The following is a 14871-nucleotide window of genomic DNA, read 5'->3' as shown; positions in this document are numbered from 1 at the left end:
AGTCGTAGACCGTCCACCTGGCAACCCTTGTGGTGCCCGGCGAGGAAATCCGCAGCGGCACCAGCCGCCTTACCTGCCTCAAGAGACACTGTTGCCCGCGTCGGCGTCCTGTCACGGGTGTCACCGAAGTTCTAGCCGTTTCCGCAGTTCGAGGCGGGTTCGGTGACAGCGATGACTACCGTGACAGGCCGATGAGCGCGGAGGAAATTTCAGCTAGCCGGATTACCTGGCCGGGACCGATGAAACGCCGTGCGACCAGTAGGCCCGCCTCGTGGGCCTCAGTGCCCGCGTGGCTCGCCGACGCGTCCGCGATTAGCCACGGCGTGAAGTCGTGCTCGAATGCGTCCACGGCCCCCTTCAAGACGCAGCTCTCGGTAGCGATCCCGCAGAAGTAGAACTCTTCCCATCCGCGTTGCTTGAATAGAGCCACGCCCTCCGGAGTGAATGGGCTGTAGATTGTCTTGTCAAGCGTTACGCCCTGATCTACGTACGGTTGCAGTTCAGGCACGAAATCGATGTCGGGTGACGACTGAAGCCGTCGCCAACCAAAGAAACGCTCGAACGGGCTACCGGGGTAGTTCAGGTACCGGGTGAAAATCGTGTCGCCGCCGGCTGCCTGCCAACGGCGAACCAGGTCGACAACCACGGGAACGATGTGCGCTGACTGTTCGCGTACGAAGCCGTTTTGCATGTCGGTCACGACAAGTACCGGGCTGCCCGATGTCATTGGCTCAACCTCGATCCGTATCACGAAGTGTTTCGATGGCTTGGTCTAGGGCTGGCATTAGGTCGCACGTCCGCAGGATTGCCCGGCGCATTGCCTGATGCTGTCCTGTCTCCCGCAGGCGGGAGACAGTGAGTCGGGAGCGAACTCCCCGAAGGTAGCGCCATCCATGTTCCGGCGGCACCTGTGGATCTCGCCCCTGCTCTACCTGACGGGCGATCGCGTCGCTATATGCCCACATGGCTTGAATTGCAAGCTCGCAGCTAATCAATTCCGCTTCCGTCAAGGAACGCTCGGCTGAGATCGGGTGGTACACGACTCCGGACCACGAGGCGTAGCCGACTGAGATTCCCCGCACGCCGAATGATTCGATGCCTACATGGTCGTACGCTTCAGTCAGCAAGGATTGTTCGATTAGTTCGGCATGCGCCAGGTGTTCGTCGTCCATGGCACGGCCACGGTGCAGCAACACCTTTGGCGTCGACATGATGCGTAGCGCGGCGTCCAACAGTTCAGCCGGCCATGCTGGCTCAATAACCCACTGAACGCCGAGGACATACACCGCAGACTCGTCCTCGGCTGGCGCGATCGGCGCGAGGTAATCGATAGCCCATTTGATGTTGTCCCCGTACGACACTTCCCGCCAAGCCGCAAGCGCCGCGATCGTGGACAACTGGACATGCTCGACAAGGTGAAAGATTGCCGACCCGCACGGCCAGACGTACAGGGTGCAGTCGCCTTCCGGATGCTCGACGGGAGCCGAGTAGCAGGTGTGCCACTCCCCCACGGCCAGCGCGCAGCCGGCGCTCTCTCGCAACCGGGCCGCCCCCTCAGCGCCGACGAACGCCGTAACGAACTTGTGGGATCGTGCCGAAAAGTGCGGCCGGTCCTCAGCGCCGCCGGTCAGCTCGCCGAAGAGGTCGTGTGGCTTTGCGTCGTACGCCAGGCAGTAGAGCTGCCGGTAGATCGGATCGGTGACCGCTACCCGCCCGGTCTCGTGGCGGTACATCGCCTTTTCGATGGCTTCGACCGTGGGCGTCTCCCGGATGCCGCGCTGTTGGCCTACGCGGTGCAGCTCTCGCGCGGCGCGCTTGCGCGACTCCCAGCCGGCCGCCTTGCGGCGGTTGACCAGCACGAGATTGGGTTTGTACTGCCGTGGGACCTCAGTGGACATAGCTCGTGTCCTTCGTGTCCGTGCGTAGGACCTGCCCGAATCGCCACTCGGCGGGCAGTCTCATTGGCAGGCGAGCAAGGTGCCGCCGCAGACGGGAGCCGAGGACAGGAGGCACCAGATGATCCGACCTAGCCGGTGGTGCCTTTACGCGGCCTCTCGGCCTGCCACTTCCGAATGGTCTCGGGCTGCCAGGCAGGCGACCGGCCGAACATCCGGTCAGGCGCGGGAGCCTGCCCGCGTGAAACGTAGGAAGCCCAGGTTGCGCGACTGATCGGCGCACCTACCGAAGCCAGGTAGGTCCGTACGTGGTCTGTCGTCCACCAGTCGGCGGGCAGGTCAGCGTCAGTCATCAGTACAAGCCTACGCGGTACAGGTGCTTGCACGAATACAACGTGGCGCTGTAGCGTCACGAATACAACGCCACGTTGTACCGGCCGGATGGCTCGGGGAACGACGGCACGCCGTTGCCGCACGCCCATGAGACGCCGGATCAGGCCGTTCATTGAGAACTCCACAGCGACAGGAATGAGCACGCGTGAGGCCGCCGAGCGGCATCCCTGCCTTGAACCACCTGGTTGGTCGACCCCGGTAGGTCCCGGGCGAGCAGGGCGAGCGAAGCGGATATCGCGTGCTGCACCACCTCGGAACCAGGCCGGTGACAACTGCCGATCGGTGGCCGTCACCGGCTTGGTTCCGAGGGTTCCCCCGCTGTTTCGACCTGTACCGGAGGTTCCCCGTGAGGAAGCACCTCGTTGCCGTCACCGCCGAGCCGACCGCCGCCGACCTGGCCGCGATCGACACCGAGTGGCCGCTGATCGCCGCCGAGCTGGACGTGTTGGACGCGCAGATCACCCTGATCTACGCCGAGGACCACGGCGGTCCGTCCGCCCTGGACTGGCGTCGGCTCCGCCGGGCCGAGTCCCGCGTGACCCGCGCCGCCGCCGACCTGGCCACCCGCACCACCGGCCCGCACCGCGCGGCCTGATGTCCCGCATCCGCGCCGCCTACTACGACCCGGACGGGACGAAGTACGGCATCCCCACGTTCTGGTGGCGCGGCGCACCGCCGGGCTACGCCACCCGCCGCCAACTACGCGCCGCCGGCCTACGTCCCGCTGGTCAACCCATCGCCGCGCAGATCCTTTGGCGCGGCGTCGGTGGCACCCGCACCGCCTACCTGTACCGGGTCGACCTGGCCCGGCCGAAGCGCACCGCCACCCCCGCCCAACACCGCGCCATCGCCGCCGCCCTGACCGCCCGCCGGACCTGCCGTGTCTGCGGAGTGGTCAGGCCCTACTACATCCCGCGCTCGCTCGGCGAGTGCGTCGACTGCGCCTATCCCCAGGAGGCCGCCGCATGACCCGCACCTACACCCATCCATCCGTACTCGACGGCATCGCCGCCGGAGCACCGTGGGCCGACCCGACCATGAACCCCGCCGACATCGACTGGACGGCACGCCGCGCGGCTGCGGCGATCCCGTTCCCGCTGGTCGACGGGCGGCCCGTCAACCCGTACGCGCCGACCGGCATCCGCTACGGACGCAACGAACTCGGCCACTGGGGCGAGCAGCAGTGCGCCGACGCCATCGTCACCGCCACCGACGCCGAGGACACACGGTGGCTGTTGCTGATCGAACGCGGCGACGGCCACGGATGGGCACTGCCCGGCGGCTACGTCGACCCCGGCGAAGACCCCACCGCCGCCGCCTTCCGGGAACTGGCCGAGGAAACCGGCCTGACCGCCGACCCCACCGACCCGTGGGTGAGGACGCTGCCGGCCCGCTACGTACCCGACCCCCGCGCCTCCGACGAGTCGTGGATGGTCACCACCCCGGTACGCATCGACCTCGGCCGAGGGTGGAACACCCCGCCCCCGGTGACCGGCCGCGACGACGCCCGCCGCGCCGCCTGGATCCCCGCCGCCGACTACGCCACCGTCACCGCCCACCTCGCCGAGGTCTACGGCGGACAGGTGTTCCCCGCCCACCGCGCCCTACTCGCCGACATCCTCGACCACTGACCGGGAGGACACCCCGTCATGACTGCCCCCACCATCAACGGCACCCGCTACCCGCAACCCGTCGACGCCCTGTTGCCGGCCGCCCGCGCCCTGCCCCTGCCCGACGGGCAGGAGTTCCCGTCCCGTAACCGGTTGATGCGGGAATTCCGCATCGGTGCGCCGAAGGCCGATGAGTTGTTGGCCCGGCTCAAGTCCGAGCACGCCGAGCGGACCCGCACCGAAACCCTTCGCTCGGCGATGGCCGTCCGGGGTGCCCTGCTGGCACCGCAGACCGACAACGGCACGCCGGCCGTTCCCCGGTTGGACTACGCCGAGCCGATCGGCCCGGACCCGGACCCGCTACCAACCGTGCCCGAGCACACGCCGCCGCCCGCCGACCCGGTGAAGCTCCCACCGGCCGAGCCGGTCGCCGAGGTCGGCACGGTCGGTCACCCGGACACGCCCACCCCGGCCGCGCCGGTCCGGTCGGCGGTGGTGTGGCCGGTCATCCTGCTGGCGCTGCCCGCGTTCGTCGCGATCTGGTCCGGGTGGGTCGGACTCGGCGGACTCACCGGGTTCGGCGTGGTGCACCCGCTACCCGGCATCGCGGACGGGTTCGCCATCAACACCGCGATCACCCTGCCCGTCGGCGTCGAAACCTACGGCGCATACGCCCTCTACGTGTGGCTGTCCGGCCGCGTACCCGAGCGCGCTCGGCGGTTCGCGAAGTGGTCGGCCATCGCCTCACTGCTCATCGGCGCGCTCGGCCAGGTCGCCTATCACCTGCTGGTCGCCGCCGGTGTCGAGTCGGCCCCGTGGTGGATCACCACCGCCGTCGCCTGCCTGCCGGTCGCGGTGCTCGGCATGGGTGCCGCACTGGCGCACCTCGTTCGATCGCACGACTAGTTCCGCCCGGCGGCACAGCACACGGGCCTAGGAAACCTCGCTGTGCCGCCGGCCCTCCCATCCGGCACTCAACCATCTGGAGAGAACCTGATGTTGTCACCTCTGCGAGCGCTGCGGAACGCCGTAGCCCGCTGGCGACCCCGCCGCCCGTTCCTGATCGGCACGCCGCTGCGCGCCACGATCACCGCCGCCGCGTGCGGCGGCTACCTGCTGCTCATCCACTACACCCAGGGCACCGAGTGGGTTGACCTCCCGACCCGCATGGAGGACTACAACCGACCCGACGAGCGCGAATTTACCGCCGTTGCCGCCGCCCTGGCTTCCCGTGGCCTGACCCGCACAACGGCGTGGCAGATCGACGCCTACGGCCGCCTGTGCGCCCCCATCGCCGTCATCCGCAAGGAGGTTCACCGTGGCTAGCCCGACCCCTCACGACGATGACCGTTTCGACTGGCAGGCTGCCGAAGCCGACCTGACCGACGCCACCGGGCCGGATGCCGAGGTGGTCGACCTGGACGACGCCCGCGCCCGCCGTGCTCCCCGCCCCCGCCCACCGGCCGACACCGACACCGACACCGACGACGACGCGGAGACGGTCGACGCGGGACCGGAGCGGGTCGGCGGACCGGTCGACATGGCCGACGACATCCCCGCCGACGTGGTCGCCCGGCAGCAACAGCGCCGGCCGATCCTGGCCGATTGGGCGCGTTCCGGCCGTGCCCTGCGCGCCGCTGTGAAGCATCAGAGCAAGGACGCCGGGTATGTGGTCGCGTATCACGGTGTGCGGTTGCCGAAGTACGCGGTGAAGGCCCTGGCGTGGGCACCGATCGGCGCGGTCCGCAGCATCGGCCACGCGCTGCGGTGGGCCAGCGCTGAGGAAGGAAACTGGCACCTGCGGCAGGCCGCCGCGTCGCGGGGTGACGCCGACACCTGGTTGAAGCTCGACGCCCGCCGGCAGCGCCAGAGCGTGTGGCGGTGGTGGGTTCTCGCGGCCGGAACCGCAGGGACCGGAACCGGCGTCATCGTGCTCGCCGCCGGGCCGTCGTGGTGGTCGGCGGTGGCTGGCGCGGTGGTGGTGCCGTGGCTGGCGACCCGGGGTCGCCCGGCGGACCGGCCGATCACAGACCGGGTGACCGAGGGCACCCGCTACCGCAAGCTGACCGCCGATCTGGTGCGCCGGGCGTTGACCTCGTTGCAGATGCCCGCGATCAATTCGGCGGTGGCCAAGGACCCGAAGGCCATCAGCTTCCCGGTCGACATCCACCGCGACGGCCCCGGCCACCTGGCCGTAGTCGATTTGCCCTACGGGGTGGAAGCCGCCGAGGTGGTCGCCCGACGCGGCAAGCTCGCGTCGGCGATGCGGCTGCCGCTGGATCAGGTGTGGCCCGAACCGGCCCCCGGTCACACCGGCCGTCTGGCGCTGTGGGTCGGGTACGAACCGGCGTCGCAGATGAAGCAACCCGCCTGGCCGCTGCTCAACGCCGGGGTGAAGGTGGACGTGTTCAAGCCGTTCCCGTTCGCCACCACGCCCCGCCTGGACACGGTGAGCGTGGATCTGATGTTCCGCAACTTCCTGTTCGGCGGTCAGCCCGGGTCCGGCAAGACGTTCGCATTGCGGGATCTCATCCTGGCCGCAGCCCTCGACCCCCGCGCCGAGATTCGCGGCTACGAACTCAAGGGCGTCGGGGACTTCGCCGTGCTGGAACCGGTCATGGCCGAGTACGGCAACGGCTTCGATGACGACACCCTCGCCCGGTGCTTCGGGTTCATCGAGTGGCTGTATGAGGAATGCCGCCGCCGCTCCAAGCGCATCGAGCACTACGCGAGGTTGGGCAAGGCCCCGGAGAACAAGGTCACCCCGGAACTGGCGTCGCTCAAGGGCTCGGGGCTTCACCCGCTGGTGGCGTGGTTCGATGAGCTGCAAGAGCTGATGACCAGCAAGTACGGCAAGGACGCCGGGGAACTCTTGGAAAAGGTCATCAAGTTGGGCCGTGCGTTGGGTGTGATCATCCTGATCGGCACGCAGATCCCGGACAAGGACAGCTTGCCGACCGGCATCACCCGCAACGTCAACTCCCGGTTCTGCCTGTCGGTGGCGGATCAGACGGCGAACGACATGATCCTTGGGACATCGGCGTACAAGAACGGGTACCGGGCCACGGTGTTTCAGCCGGTCATCGAAGCCGGGTGGGGCATCCTGCGCGGCTTCGGCCCGAAGGCATCGGCGGTGCGGTCGTTCTACGTCGACACCACCGCCGCCGGCCGCATCGTCGCCCGCGCGGTGGCGCTGCGACAGACGGCCGGCACCCTGCCGAAGCCGGAGGAGCAGACCCGCGAGGTAGCCCCGGTGGCCGACGTGCTCGGCGACCTGGCCCGCGTGTGGCCGGGTGATGAGAAGTCGGCATGGAACGAGACCCTGTGCGGTCTGCTCGCCGAGCTACGACCCGACGTCTACGGCGGGTGGAAGTCCGCGCAACTGACGACAGCGCTCAAGCCGCACCCGGCGATCACGGTCACCGCCGTAGGCAAGCGCATCGACGGAGAGCAGACCACCAAGCGCGGCATCATCCACACCGAACTGCTCGCCGCGATCGCGGAGCGTGACCGGAAGCGATCCGCCGACTGACCCGCCCAGGGCTGCAATCGATAGCACCACATCCTGCTATCGATTGCAGCCCTGCTAGCACCCCATCCGAATCATGAGCTGCCCGCTTGCAGATAGCAGCTCACAGCCTCACACACTCAAAAACCGGCCCAGGAGGCTGCCGTGGACCCCCTAACCATCGCCGCTATCACCCTCGCCACCACTCTCGTACTGATCACGCTCGGTTACGGCCTCTTGTGCTGGGTCAGCCCGTTCAAGACCTGCCAACGGTGCGCCGGCACCGGTCAAACCACGACCCGTTTCCTGCGCCGGCCGCGTGCCTGCCGCCGCTGCGACCGGGGCATGAGGCTGCGCACCGGACGGCGCGTCTACAACGTCTTCCACCGGCTACGCGCTGAGGCGCACCGATGAACCGCCGGACCACCGGTCACACCGACTGGTGCGGCCGGGACCACCGCTGCAACCTCAGCGAACACCGCTCCGAGGAAATCGTGGTCGACGCCGGCCGTGCGCGGGCCGTGCTGGTCCGCGTCCGTACCGCTGCCGGCCGCGACCACGCCGAGGTACGCGTCCGGGTCGCCCTCGCTCCCGCCGAGGTGGCCGCGCGGCGTCAGCTGGTCGGGTTGCTCGGCGACCTGCGCCAGGCCGTCACTCGCGCCGCGATCGCCGCGCGGCCCCGGCCGAGGTGGTGAACCGGTGGCGCGGTGGCTCGCCGCGAGCGCGGCGCTCGGCCGACCGGTGACCGACGACGAGCCATACCCGCACATCTGCGGACAGCAGATCGACGGCACCGACACCCGTAGCGGACGGCCGGTCTACCTGCAATGGCGCGACTGTGCCGCGTGCGCACAGGAACGCCACCAGCACCGCCCGACCCGGCCGCCGCGTCCCGGCTCGCCGCTGCTGGCCGCATGACTGATCGGCGCGCTCCGCGCCCTCACTACCCGGTGGCCGGCGTCCGCGCGACGCCGGCCGTTTACCGCCGCACCGGAAAGGAGTTTCCTCATGCCCGACCCTGCCCGGCTGGTCACCGCCGCGTTGGCCTACGCCGGTCGTGGGTGGCCGGTGTTCATGCTCGGCCGGACCAAACGGCCCGTGGCCAACTGCCCCGCCTGCCCGAAGGCGGACGAGGACCCGACCCACGACCAGGAAGCCTGTTCGTGTCTGACCTGTCATGGCTTCTACGCCGCCAGCACCGACCCGGACCGGGTGGCCGCGATCGTGGCCGCCGTCCCGTCCGGGCAGCTAGCGCTGCGCACCGGGGCCGCGTCGGGAACCGTCGTGGTCGACATCGACCCGGCCCACGGTGGCCGTACCACCATGACCGACCTGATCGACCGAGGGCTTCTCCCGCCGACCGCGTACGTGGTCACCGGGTCGGGTGGATGGCACCTGTACTACCGACATCCCGGCCACAGGGTGCCGTGCAGCCAGGGAAAACCGGGACAGGGACTCGGCCCCGGAGTCGACGTGAAGGCCGATGGCGGCTACGTCGTGCTGCCGCCCTCGGTGCATCCGCGTACCGGACGCCCGTACCAATGGGCGACCGGCAGGGATACGGAGGTAGGGGAGATGCCCCCCGCCCTGCTGACGGCCTGCCTACCGCCGCCGGCACCGCCCGTGGCGACCGTGACCGGCCCGATGCGCGTGCGTGAGGCGGGGGGCATCTCCCATCCCGACCGCCTCTTGGCCGTGCTACTCGACCGCGTCACCGCCGCCCCCGAAGGCGTGCGCCGCACCACCCTCTACGGCGTCGCCCGGGGCGTGGCCCGGATGGTCACCGCCGGAGCCATCGACCACGCCGACGCCATCGCCGCCCTCACCGACGCGGGCCGCCGCGCCGAGCAAACCGACCGCGATATCCGCGCCGCCATCCGTGGTGGCTTCCGAGCCGAAGGAGTCGCCGCATGACCACCAGCGAACCAATCGACGGCGCCGCAATCCTGGACGCCCTCCATGCCGCCTTGACCCGGTACGTGATCCTGCCGTCCGCTGAGGCGGTCGACGCCGTGGCGCTGTGGATCGCCGCGACGCACGCCCAACCCGCATGGGCACACGCACCCCGCCTCGTCATCCGCGCACCAGAGAAGCGCTGCGGCAAGTCCCGGCTGTTGGATGTGGTGGAAGGGTGCTGCCACAACCCGCTGATCACCGTCAACGCGTCCCCGGCCGCCGTCTACCGGGCCATCGGCACCGACAACCCGCCCACCCTGCTCGTCGACGAAGCCGACACCATCTTCGGCGGGAAGAACGCCGACGCCAACGAAGACCTACGCGGCCTGCTCAACGCCGGCCACCAGCGCAACCGACCCGCGATCCGCTGGGACGCCGGAACCCAGCGATTGGAGAAGATCCCGACCTTCGCCATGGCGGCACTGGCCGGCATCGGCGCGATGCCCGACACCATCGAAGACCGCGCCATCGTCGTCCGCATGCGCCGCCGCGCCCCCGGCGAAACGGTTGCCCCCTACCGGCACCGCCGCGACGGACCCGCCCTACGCGCCATCGCCCAACGCCTCACCGTGTGGCTCGGCGCGAACCTCGCCACCCTCGAAGCCGCGGAACCGCCCATGCCGGTCGAAGACCGGGCCGCCGACACCTGGGAACCCCTGGTGGCCGTTGCCGACCTCGCCGGTGGCACCTGGCCGACCCGTGCCCGGCACGCCGTCACCACCCTGACCGCTGAGGCCGACGAAGCGGGCAACGTCTCCACCCGCGTACGACTACTCGCCGACGTACGCACCGCATTCACCGTGCTCGGCGACCCGCCCGCCGCATCCACACACGACCTACTCACCGCGCTCAACGGCGACGACGAAGCACCCTGGGCAGGCTTCGGGCCAACCGGCCTCACCGGCAAGCGACTCGGCGACCTGCTCCGCGAGTTCGGCATCACGTCGACCACCATCCGCTTCCCCGTCGGGCAGGCCAAGGGCTACACCCGAGAAGCCTTCACCGACGCGTGGAACCGGTACTGCCCCGCCCCATCCGTCCCATCCGTACCAACCTCGTTTCCGCAGGTCATCCCCGGTACGGATTACCCCCCTGGTACGGATCGATCCGTACCACCAACCCCACCCGGCCGCGCCCCTGGTACGCATCAATCCGTACCAGCACACCAATCCGTACCGCACCTGACCAGGCAAAACGAGCTTGGTACGGATGGTACGCATACCCCCCGGCGACACGTCGCCCACCGCCGACCCTGACCGGACCACCCCGGCCCGGCCACCGGCCACCGGCTCCCTGAAACGGCCCGCTGAGAGCCACACAGACGCAACCGCCCTACGCCCAACACCGGCACACCCGAAATCTTGCGTCTACGGCGCTCTCAGCGGGCCGTTCTACGCCGTTCTGCGGCGATACCTCCCTGTCTATTCCACAGAGTCCAACCACCCCGGAAAGGCGCTCACCGTGCGACTCGTGCCGCAGAATCAGCCCGCAGACGCGACCGACCGCCAGGAAGGAGACAACGTCATCCGCCTCTCGCCCAAGCCGTTCATGTCCACCGAGGAGCTAGCCGGACTGCTCGACGTCGACCCGTCGACCATCCGGCGGTGGCGCACTCTCCAACCGTTGCAGGGTCCGCCGTTCATCCAGATCTCTGACCGGGTGGTGAAGTACGCGACGGCCGATGTAGAGCGGTGGCTGTCCGCCCGCCGCGTCTACCCGCAGGCGGCCTGATGGCCGCGCCGCAGCAACCACCGATCGGCGTGCGCCTGGCCGCCGATGTTGAGCACCGGCCCGGCCGCGACCGGCCCTACCGGGCGCGGGTGCGGTGGACCGACCCGACCAGCAAGCGCCGGCTGTCTAAATCAACAACGGTCGCCACGCCGGAAGAGGCGCAAGCCTGGCTCGACGGCATGGTCAGCGCCGCACAGGGCGGCGTCGACCCGGTCGCCGCTACCAAACGACTCGCCGAGTACGGCGAGAGCGTGATGACGCTGGCCCTACGCGGCTTGGAACGCAAAACGCTTGATCCGTACCTGGCGGGGTGGCGCAAGCGGGTGGTGCCGACGCTCGGTCACATCCCCGTTCGGATGATCACCAATGGCGCGGTAGACCGGGCCGTCCACTCCTGGATCGCCGATGAGTACAGCCGATCCACCGTGAAGAACAGCCTCGCCGTGCTGGTCCGCGTGATGGAACAGGCCGTACGCGACGGCATCATCCAACGGAATCCCGCACAGGTCACCGGGTGGCAGCGCGAATACCAGCGGGCCGAAGACGAGTTGGACGATCCTCGCTCACTCGCACTGCCCAACTGGGAAACGCTGACCGCTCTCGCCGATGCGCTGGTCAACCGGTCCGCGAATCACTTCACGGGATGGGCCGACGTGGTGATTTTCGCCGCCTGTACCGCCGCGCGAATCGGCGAGGTTTCCGGCGTCCGCGCCGAGGACATCGACCGAGAAACGTGGATGTGGACGGTACGCCGCCAAACCACGCCCGGTCCCGGTGGTCTGATCGACAAGGGCACCAAGGGAAAGCGCGCACGCACGGTGCCGCTGATCGAAGAGGTACGGCCGATCGTGGCTCACCGCCTGGACGCCGCGTCCAAGCCCGATTCCCGGCTGTTCACCGGGCCACGCGGTGGCCGGATCAGTACCGCCGTGCTGCGCGACGCGACGCATTGGGATGAGGTGGTCACCACGCTCGGATACGAGCACCTACGCCGACACGACCTGCGGCACACCGGCCTCACGTGGATGGCAGACGCAGGCGTGCCGGTGCACGTCCTACGGAAGATCGCCGGACACGGGTCGCTCACCACAACCCAGCGGTACCTACACCCTGACCGGCAATCGATCACCGACGCAGGAACGGCGCTCAGCGCCCACTTGAAGGCTCGCCGGTCCCCAGGTGGTCCCCAGCTACGCGCCGTCTAGATCAGAAAACCCCTACTACCCCAGTACGAATTAGAGGCCGTTGACCAGGGCTTTTGCCCCGGTTGACGGCCTCTTTTCGTGCTGTCGGGACGGCCGGATTTGAACCGACGACCCCTTGACCCCCAGTCAAGTGCGCTACCAAACTGCGCCACGTCCCGATGCCGCCACCGGATCTTCCCCGCGACAGCCGGTACAGCTTAGCGCAGCTTCTCCCATCCGTCGCACAGCCCCCACCCCCGCGGTCGACCGTCGGCGACCCCGCAGCATCTCCGCCGTAGCTGTCGATCACCCCACCTCCGCCAGGGCGTCCTAGGAGGATAGGTTTGATGAGGGTGGCGTGAAGGGGTGAGCGCCCAGGTGGTGGTGGCCACCTGGGCGCTCCTGGGACCAGGGCTGGGGTCAGCCGTGCGCCTTGCCTCGGCCGCCGGGGCCGAGCTTCTTGCGCGGGCGTACCGAAATCTCGATCGGGGTGCCCTCGAAGCCGAACTCCTCGCGCAGCTTGCGCTCGACGAACCGCTGGTAGCCGGCGTCCAGCGGGCCGGTGGTGAAGAGCACGAAGCGCGGCGGCGCCACGCCCGCCTGGGTGGCGAACAGGATCCGGGGCGCCCGTCCCCCGCGTACCGGGTGCGGGGTGGCCTGGACCAGGGCGGTGAGCCAGGCGTTCAGCTGCGCGGTGGGGACCCGGGTCTCCCAACTGTCCAGCGCCCGGTGCAGAGCGGCGGCGAGCTTGTCCACCGCCCGACCGGTCTTCGCCGACAGGTTGAGCCGGATCGCCCACGGGATGCGGCGCAGTTCCCGATCGATCTCCTTGTCCAGGTAGTACCGGCGATCCGCGTCGACCAGGTCCCACTTGTTGAAGACGATCACCAACGCCCGGCCCGCCTCGGTGACCATGGACAGGATCCGCTGGTCCTGCTCGCTGATCGGCTCGCTGGCGTCGAGCAGCACCACCGCCACCTCGGCCGCCTCGATCGCCGAGGCGGTACGCAGGCTGGCGTAGTACTCGGTGCCGCTGGCCTTGCCCACCCGCTTACGCAGGCCGGCGGTGTCCACCAGGTGCCAGGTTTCGCCGCCGATGGAGACCAGGCTGTCCACCGGGTCGACGGTGGTGCCGGCGACCGCGTCGACCACCGCCCGTTCCTCGCCCGAGAAACGGTTCAGCAGGCTGGACTTGCCGACGTTCGGCCGGCCCACCAGGGCCACCCGGCGCGGGCCGCGCGGGCGGTACTCCGCCACCTTCGGCGCCTCGGGCAGTGCGGCCAGGATCACGTCGAGCAGGTCACCGGAGCCCCGGCCGTGCAGCGCCGAGACCGGGTACGGCTCGCCGAGGCCGAGCGACCACAGCGCGGTGGCCTCCAGTTCGACGCTTGTGTTGTCGGCCTTGTTGGCCACCAGGATCACCGGCTTGGCGCTGCGGCGCAGCATCTTCACCGCGGCCTCGTCGACGTCGGTGGCCCCGACCGTGGCGTCGACCACGAAGATCACCACGTCGGCGGTGCTCACGGCCGCTTCGGCCTGCGCCGCGATCGCCGCCGCCCGGTCCTTCGCGTCCGGCTCCCAACCGCCGGTGTCCACCACGGTGAACGCCCGGCCCGCCCACTGGGCGTCGTACGGGATCCGGTCCCGGGTCACCCCGGGTACGTCCTCCACGACCGCCTGACGGCGACCGATGATCCGGTTGACCAGGGTGGATTTGCCGACGTTCGGCCGACCCACCACGGCCACCACCGGCTGCGGGCCGGTCGGCTCCTCGGTGTCGAGGTCCGGTTCGTGCAGCTCCACCCAACCGTCGTCGTTGCTCACGCCGTCGCTCCGCTTCGCTCGCCGACGGCGCGGGACGCCACGCTGAAGGGTCTGATGATTCGCTTTCTCACGCCACTCCTCGATCGGTGAGCAGCTCACGCAGCCGGGCCACGACCTCGTCGATGCCCAGCTCGGTGGTGTCCAGCACCACGGCGTCGGCCGCCTGGGCCAGCGGGTCGGCCTTGCGGGTCGAGTCCAGCCGGTCGCGCCGGGCCAGGTCGGCGGCGGTGGCCGCCACGTCGGAGGCGTCCTCGGCGCTGCGGCGTGCGGCGCGCGCCGCCGCCGAGGCGGTGAGGTAGACCTTCAGGTCGGCGTCCGGTGCCACCACGGAACCGATGTCGCGGCCCTCGACCACGATCCGGCCGGCGTTCGCGATCATCTCCTGCTGGCGGGCGACAAGCAGTGCGCGTACCGCCGGCACGGCGGCCACGGCGGAGACCGCGGCGGTCACCTCGGGCCCGCGGATCTCGGCCTCGACGTTCACCCCGTCGGCGGTCACGCCGTAGCCGGCCGGGTCGGTGCCGATGCGCAGGTCGACCTCGCCGGCGACCTTGGCCACCGCCACCGCGTCGGTCAGGTCGACGCCGGAGCGCAGCACCGCCCAGGTGACCGCCCGGTACATCGCGCCGGTGTCCAGGTACCGGGCGCCCAGGCTCGCGGCGAGCCGTCGGGAGACGGTGGACTTACCCGAACCGGACGGCCCGTCCACAGCGACCACGCAGCGCCCAGCCGGTACGTTTTCCTCCACCGTTGTCCTCCTCAGCCCGTAC

The 14871-nt window shown here is 69.6% G+C and carries 17 protein-coding genes and 1 tRNA gene; 13 read left to right on the top strand and 5 right to left on the bottom strand.

Annotated features, from left to right (window positions below; all coding sequences use genetic code 11):
• Window positions 1-175: 175 nt before the first annotated feature.
• Window positions 176-727, bottom strand: a complete 552-nt coding sequence (locus QQG74_RS12720) for a cysteine hydrolase (protein ID WP_341720488.1) — start codon at window positions 725-727, stop codon at window positions 176-178.
• Between the two features lie 4 nt (window positions 728-731).
• Window positions 732-1898: a hypothetical protein gene (locus tag QQG74_RS12715; RefSeq protein ID WP_341720487.1), complete on the bottom strand. Its 1167-nt coding sequence runs from the start codon at window positions 1896-1898 to the stop codon at window positions 732-734.
• A 736-nt stretch (window positions 1899-2634) separates the two neighbouring features.
• Between QQG74_RS12715 and QQG74_RS12710 the strand changes: the two genes are divergently transcribed.
• The 13 genes from QQG74_RS12710 (at window position 2635) to QQG74_RS12650 (ending at window position 12298) form a co-directional block, all read left to right on the top strand.
• Window positions 2635-2883: a DUF6284 family protein gene (locus QQG74_RS12710; protein ID WP_341720486.1), complete on the top strand. Its 249-nt coding sequence runs from the start codon at window positions 2635-2637 to the stop codon at window positions 2881-2883.
• Window positions 2883-3257, top strand: coding sequence for an RRQRL motif-containing zinc-binding protein (locus tag QQG74_RS12705; protein WP_341720485.1), 375 nt, complete (start codon window positions 2883-2885; stop codon window positions 3255-3257). The genes QQG74_RS12710 and QQG74_RS12705 overlap by 1 nt, the downstream gene beginning before the upstream one ends.
• Complete coding sequence (locus tag QQG74_RS12700) at window positions 3254-3919, top strand: NUDIX domain-containing protein (protein ID WP_341720484.1); 666 nt, start codon at window positions 3254-3256, stop codon at window positions 3917-3919. Before QQG74_RS12705 ends, QQG74_RS12700 begins: the two co-directional genes overlap by 4 nt.
• An 18-nt stretch (window positions 3920-3937) precedes the next feature.
• Window positions 3938-4804 carry an ABC transporter permease gene (locus QQG74_RS12695; protein WP_341720483.1) on the top strand — a complete coding sequence of 289 codons (867 nt, stop codon included), beginning with the start codon at window positions 3938-3940 and terminating at the stop codon, window positions 4802-4804.
• 90 nt (window positions 4805-4894) lie between these two features.
• Window positions 4895-5224, top strand: a complete 330-nt coding sequence (locus QQG74_RS12690; RefSeq protein WP_341720482.1) for a hypothetical protein — start codon at window positions 4895-4897, stop codon at window positions 5222-5224.
• Window positions 5217-7430 carry a cell division protein FtsK gene (locus tag QQG74_RS12685; RefSeq protein WP_341720481.1) on the top strand — a complete coding sequence of 738 codons (2214 nt, stop codon included), beginning with the start codon at window positions 5217-5219 and terminating at the stop codon, window positions 7428-7430. Before QQG74_RS12690 ends, QQG74_RS12685 begins: the two co-directional genes overlap by 8 nt.
• Window positions 7431-7571: 141 nt before the next feature.
• The gene (locus tag QQG74_RS12680) at window positions 7572-7820 is read left to right on the top strand and encodes a hypothetical protein (RefSeq protein ID WP_341720480.1); all 249 of its coding nucleotides are present in this window, start codon (window positions 7572-7574) and stop codon (window positions 7818-7820) included.
• Window positions 7817-8101: a hypothetical protein gene (locus QQG74_RS12675; RefSeq protein ID WP_341720479.1), complete on the top strand. Its 285-nt coding sequence runs from the start codon at window positions 7817-7819 to the stop codon at window positions 8099-8101. Before QQG74_RS12680 ends, QQG74_RS12675 begins: the two co-directional genes overlap by 4 nt.
• A gap of 4 nt (window positions 8102-8105) precedes the next feature.
• Window positions 8106-8324 carry a hypothetical protein gene (locus tag QQG74_RS12670; protein WP_341720478.1) on the top strand — a complete coding sequence of 73 codons (219 nt, stop codon included), beginning with the start codon at window positions 8106-8108 and terminating at the stop codon, window positions 8322-8324.
• Between the two features lie 90 nt (window positions 8325-8414).
• Window positions 8415-9320, top strand: coding sequence for a bifunctional DNA primase/polymerase (locus QQG74_RS12665; RefSeq protein ID WP_341720477.1), 906 nt, complete (start codon window positions 8415-8417; stop codon window positions 9318-9320).
• Window positions 9317-10618, top strand: coding sequence for a DUF3631 domain-containing protein (locus tag QQG74_RS12660; protein WP_341720476.1), 1302 nt, complete (start codon window positions 9317-9319; stop codon window positions 10616-10618). Before QQG74_RS12665 ends, QQG74_RS12660 begins: the two co-directional genes overlap by 4 nt.
• A gap of 292 nt (window positions 10619-10910) precedes the next feature.
• Window positions 10911-11093: a helix-turn-helix domain-containing protein gene (locus tag QQG74_RS12655; RefSeq protein WP_341721225.1), complete on the top strand. Its 183-nt coding sequence runs from the start codon at window positions 10911-10913 to the stop codon at window positions 11091-11093.
• Window positions 11093-12298, top strand: coding sequence for a site-specific integrase (locus QQG74_RS12650; protein ID WP_341720475.1), 1206 nt, complete (start codon window positions 11093-11095; stop codon window positions 12296-12298). The genes QQG74_RS12655 and QQG74_RS12650 overlap by 1 nt, the downstream gene beginning before the upstream one ends.
• Before the next feature lie 84 nt (window positions 12299-12382).
• Here QQG74_RS12650 and QQG74_RS12645 read toward each other — a convergent pair.
• The 3 genes from QQG74_RS12645 to cmk all read right to left on the bottom strand — a co-directional run bounded on the left by QQG74_RS12645 (window position 12383) and on the right by cmk (window position 14849).
• Window positions 12383-12456 (bottom strand) — tRNA-Pro (locus QQG74_RS12645).
• A gap of 241 nt (window positions 12457-12697) precedes the next feature.
• Window positions 12698-14101 (bottom strand): ribosome biogenesis GTPase Der, encoded by a 1404-nt coding sequence (gene der, locus QQG74_RS12640; protein ID WP_341720474.1) that lies wholly within the window; start codon window positions 14099-14101, stop codon window positions 12698-12700.
• A 67-nt stretch (window positions 14102-14168) separates the two neighbouring features.
• A complete protein-coding gene (gene cmk / locus QQG74_RS12635) occupies window positions 14169-14849 on the bottom strand; it encodes a (d)CMP kinase (RefSeq protein WP_341720473.1) in 681 nt (226 codons plus the stop codon).
• Window positions 14850-14871 lie beyond the last annotated feature (22 nt).

Source organism: Micromonospora sp. FIMYZ51 (assembly GCF_038246755.1).
Lineage (GTDB): Bacteria > Actinomycetota > Actinomycetes > Mycobacteriales > Micromonosporaceae > Micromonospora.
The sequence above is the reverse complement of the archived record's forward strand: the minus strand, read 5'-3'. Positions and strand labels throughout refer to the sequence as shown.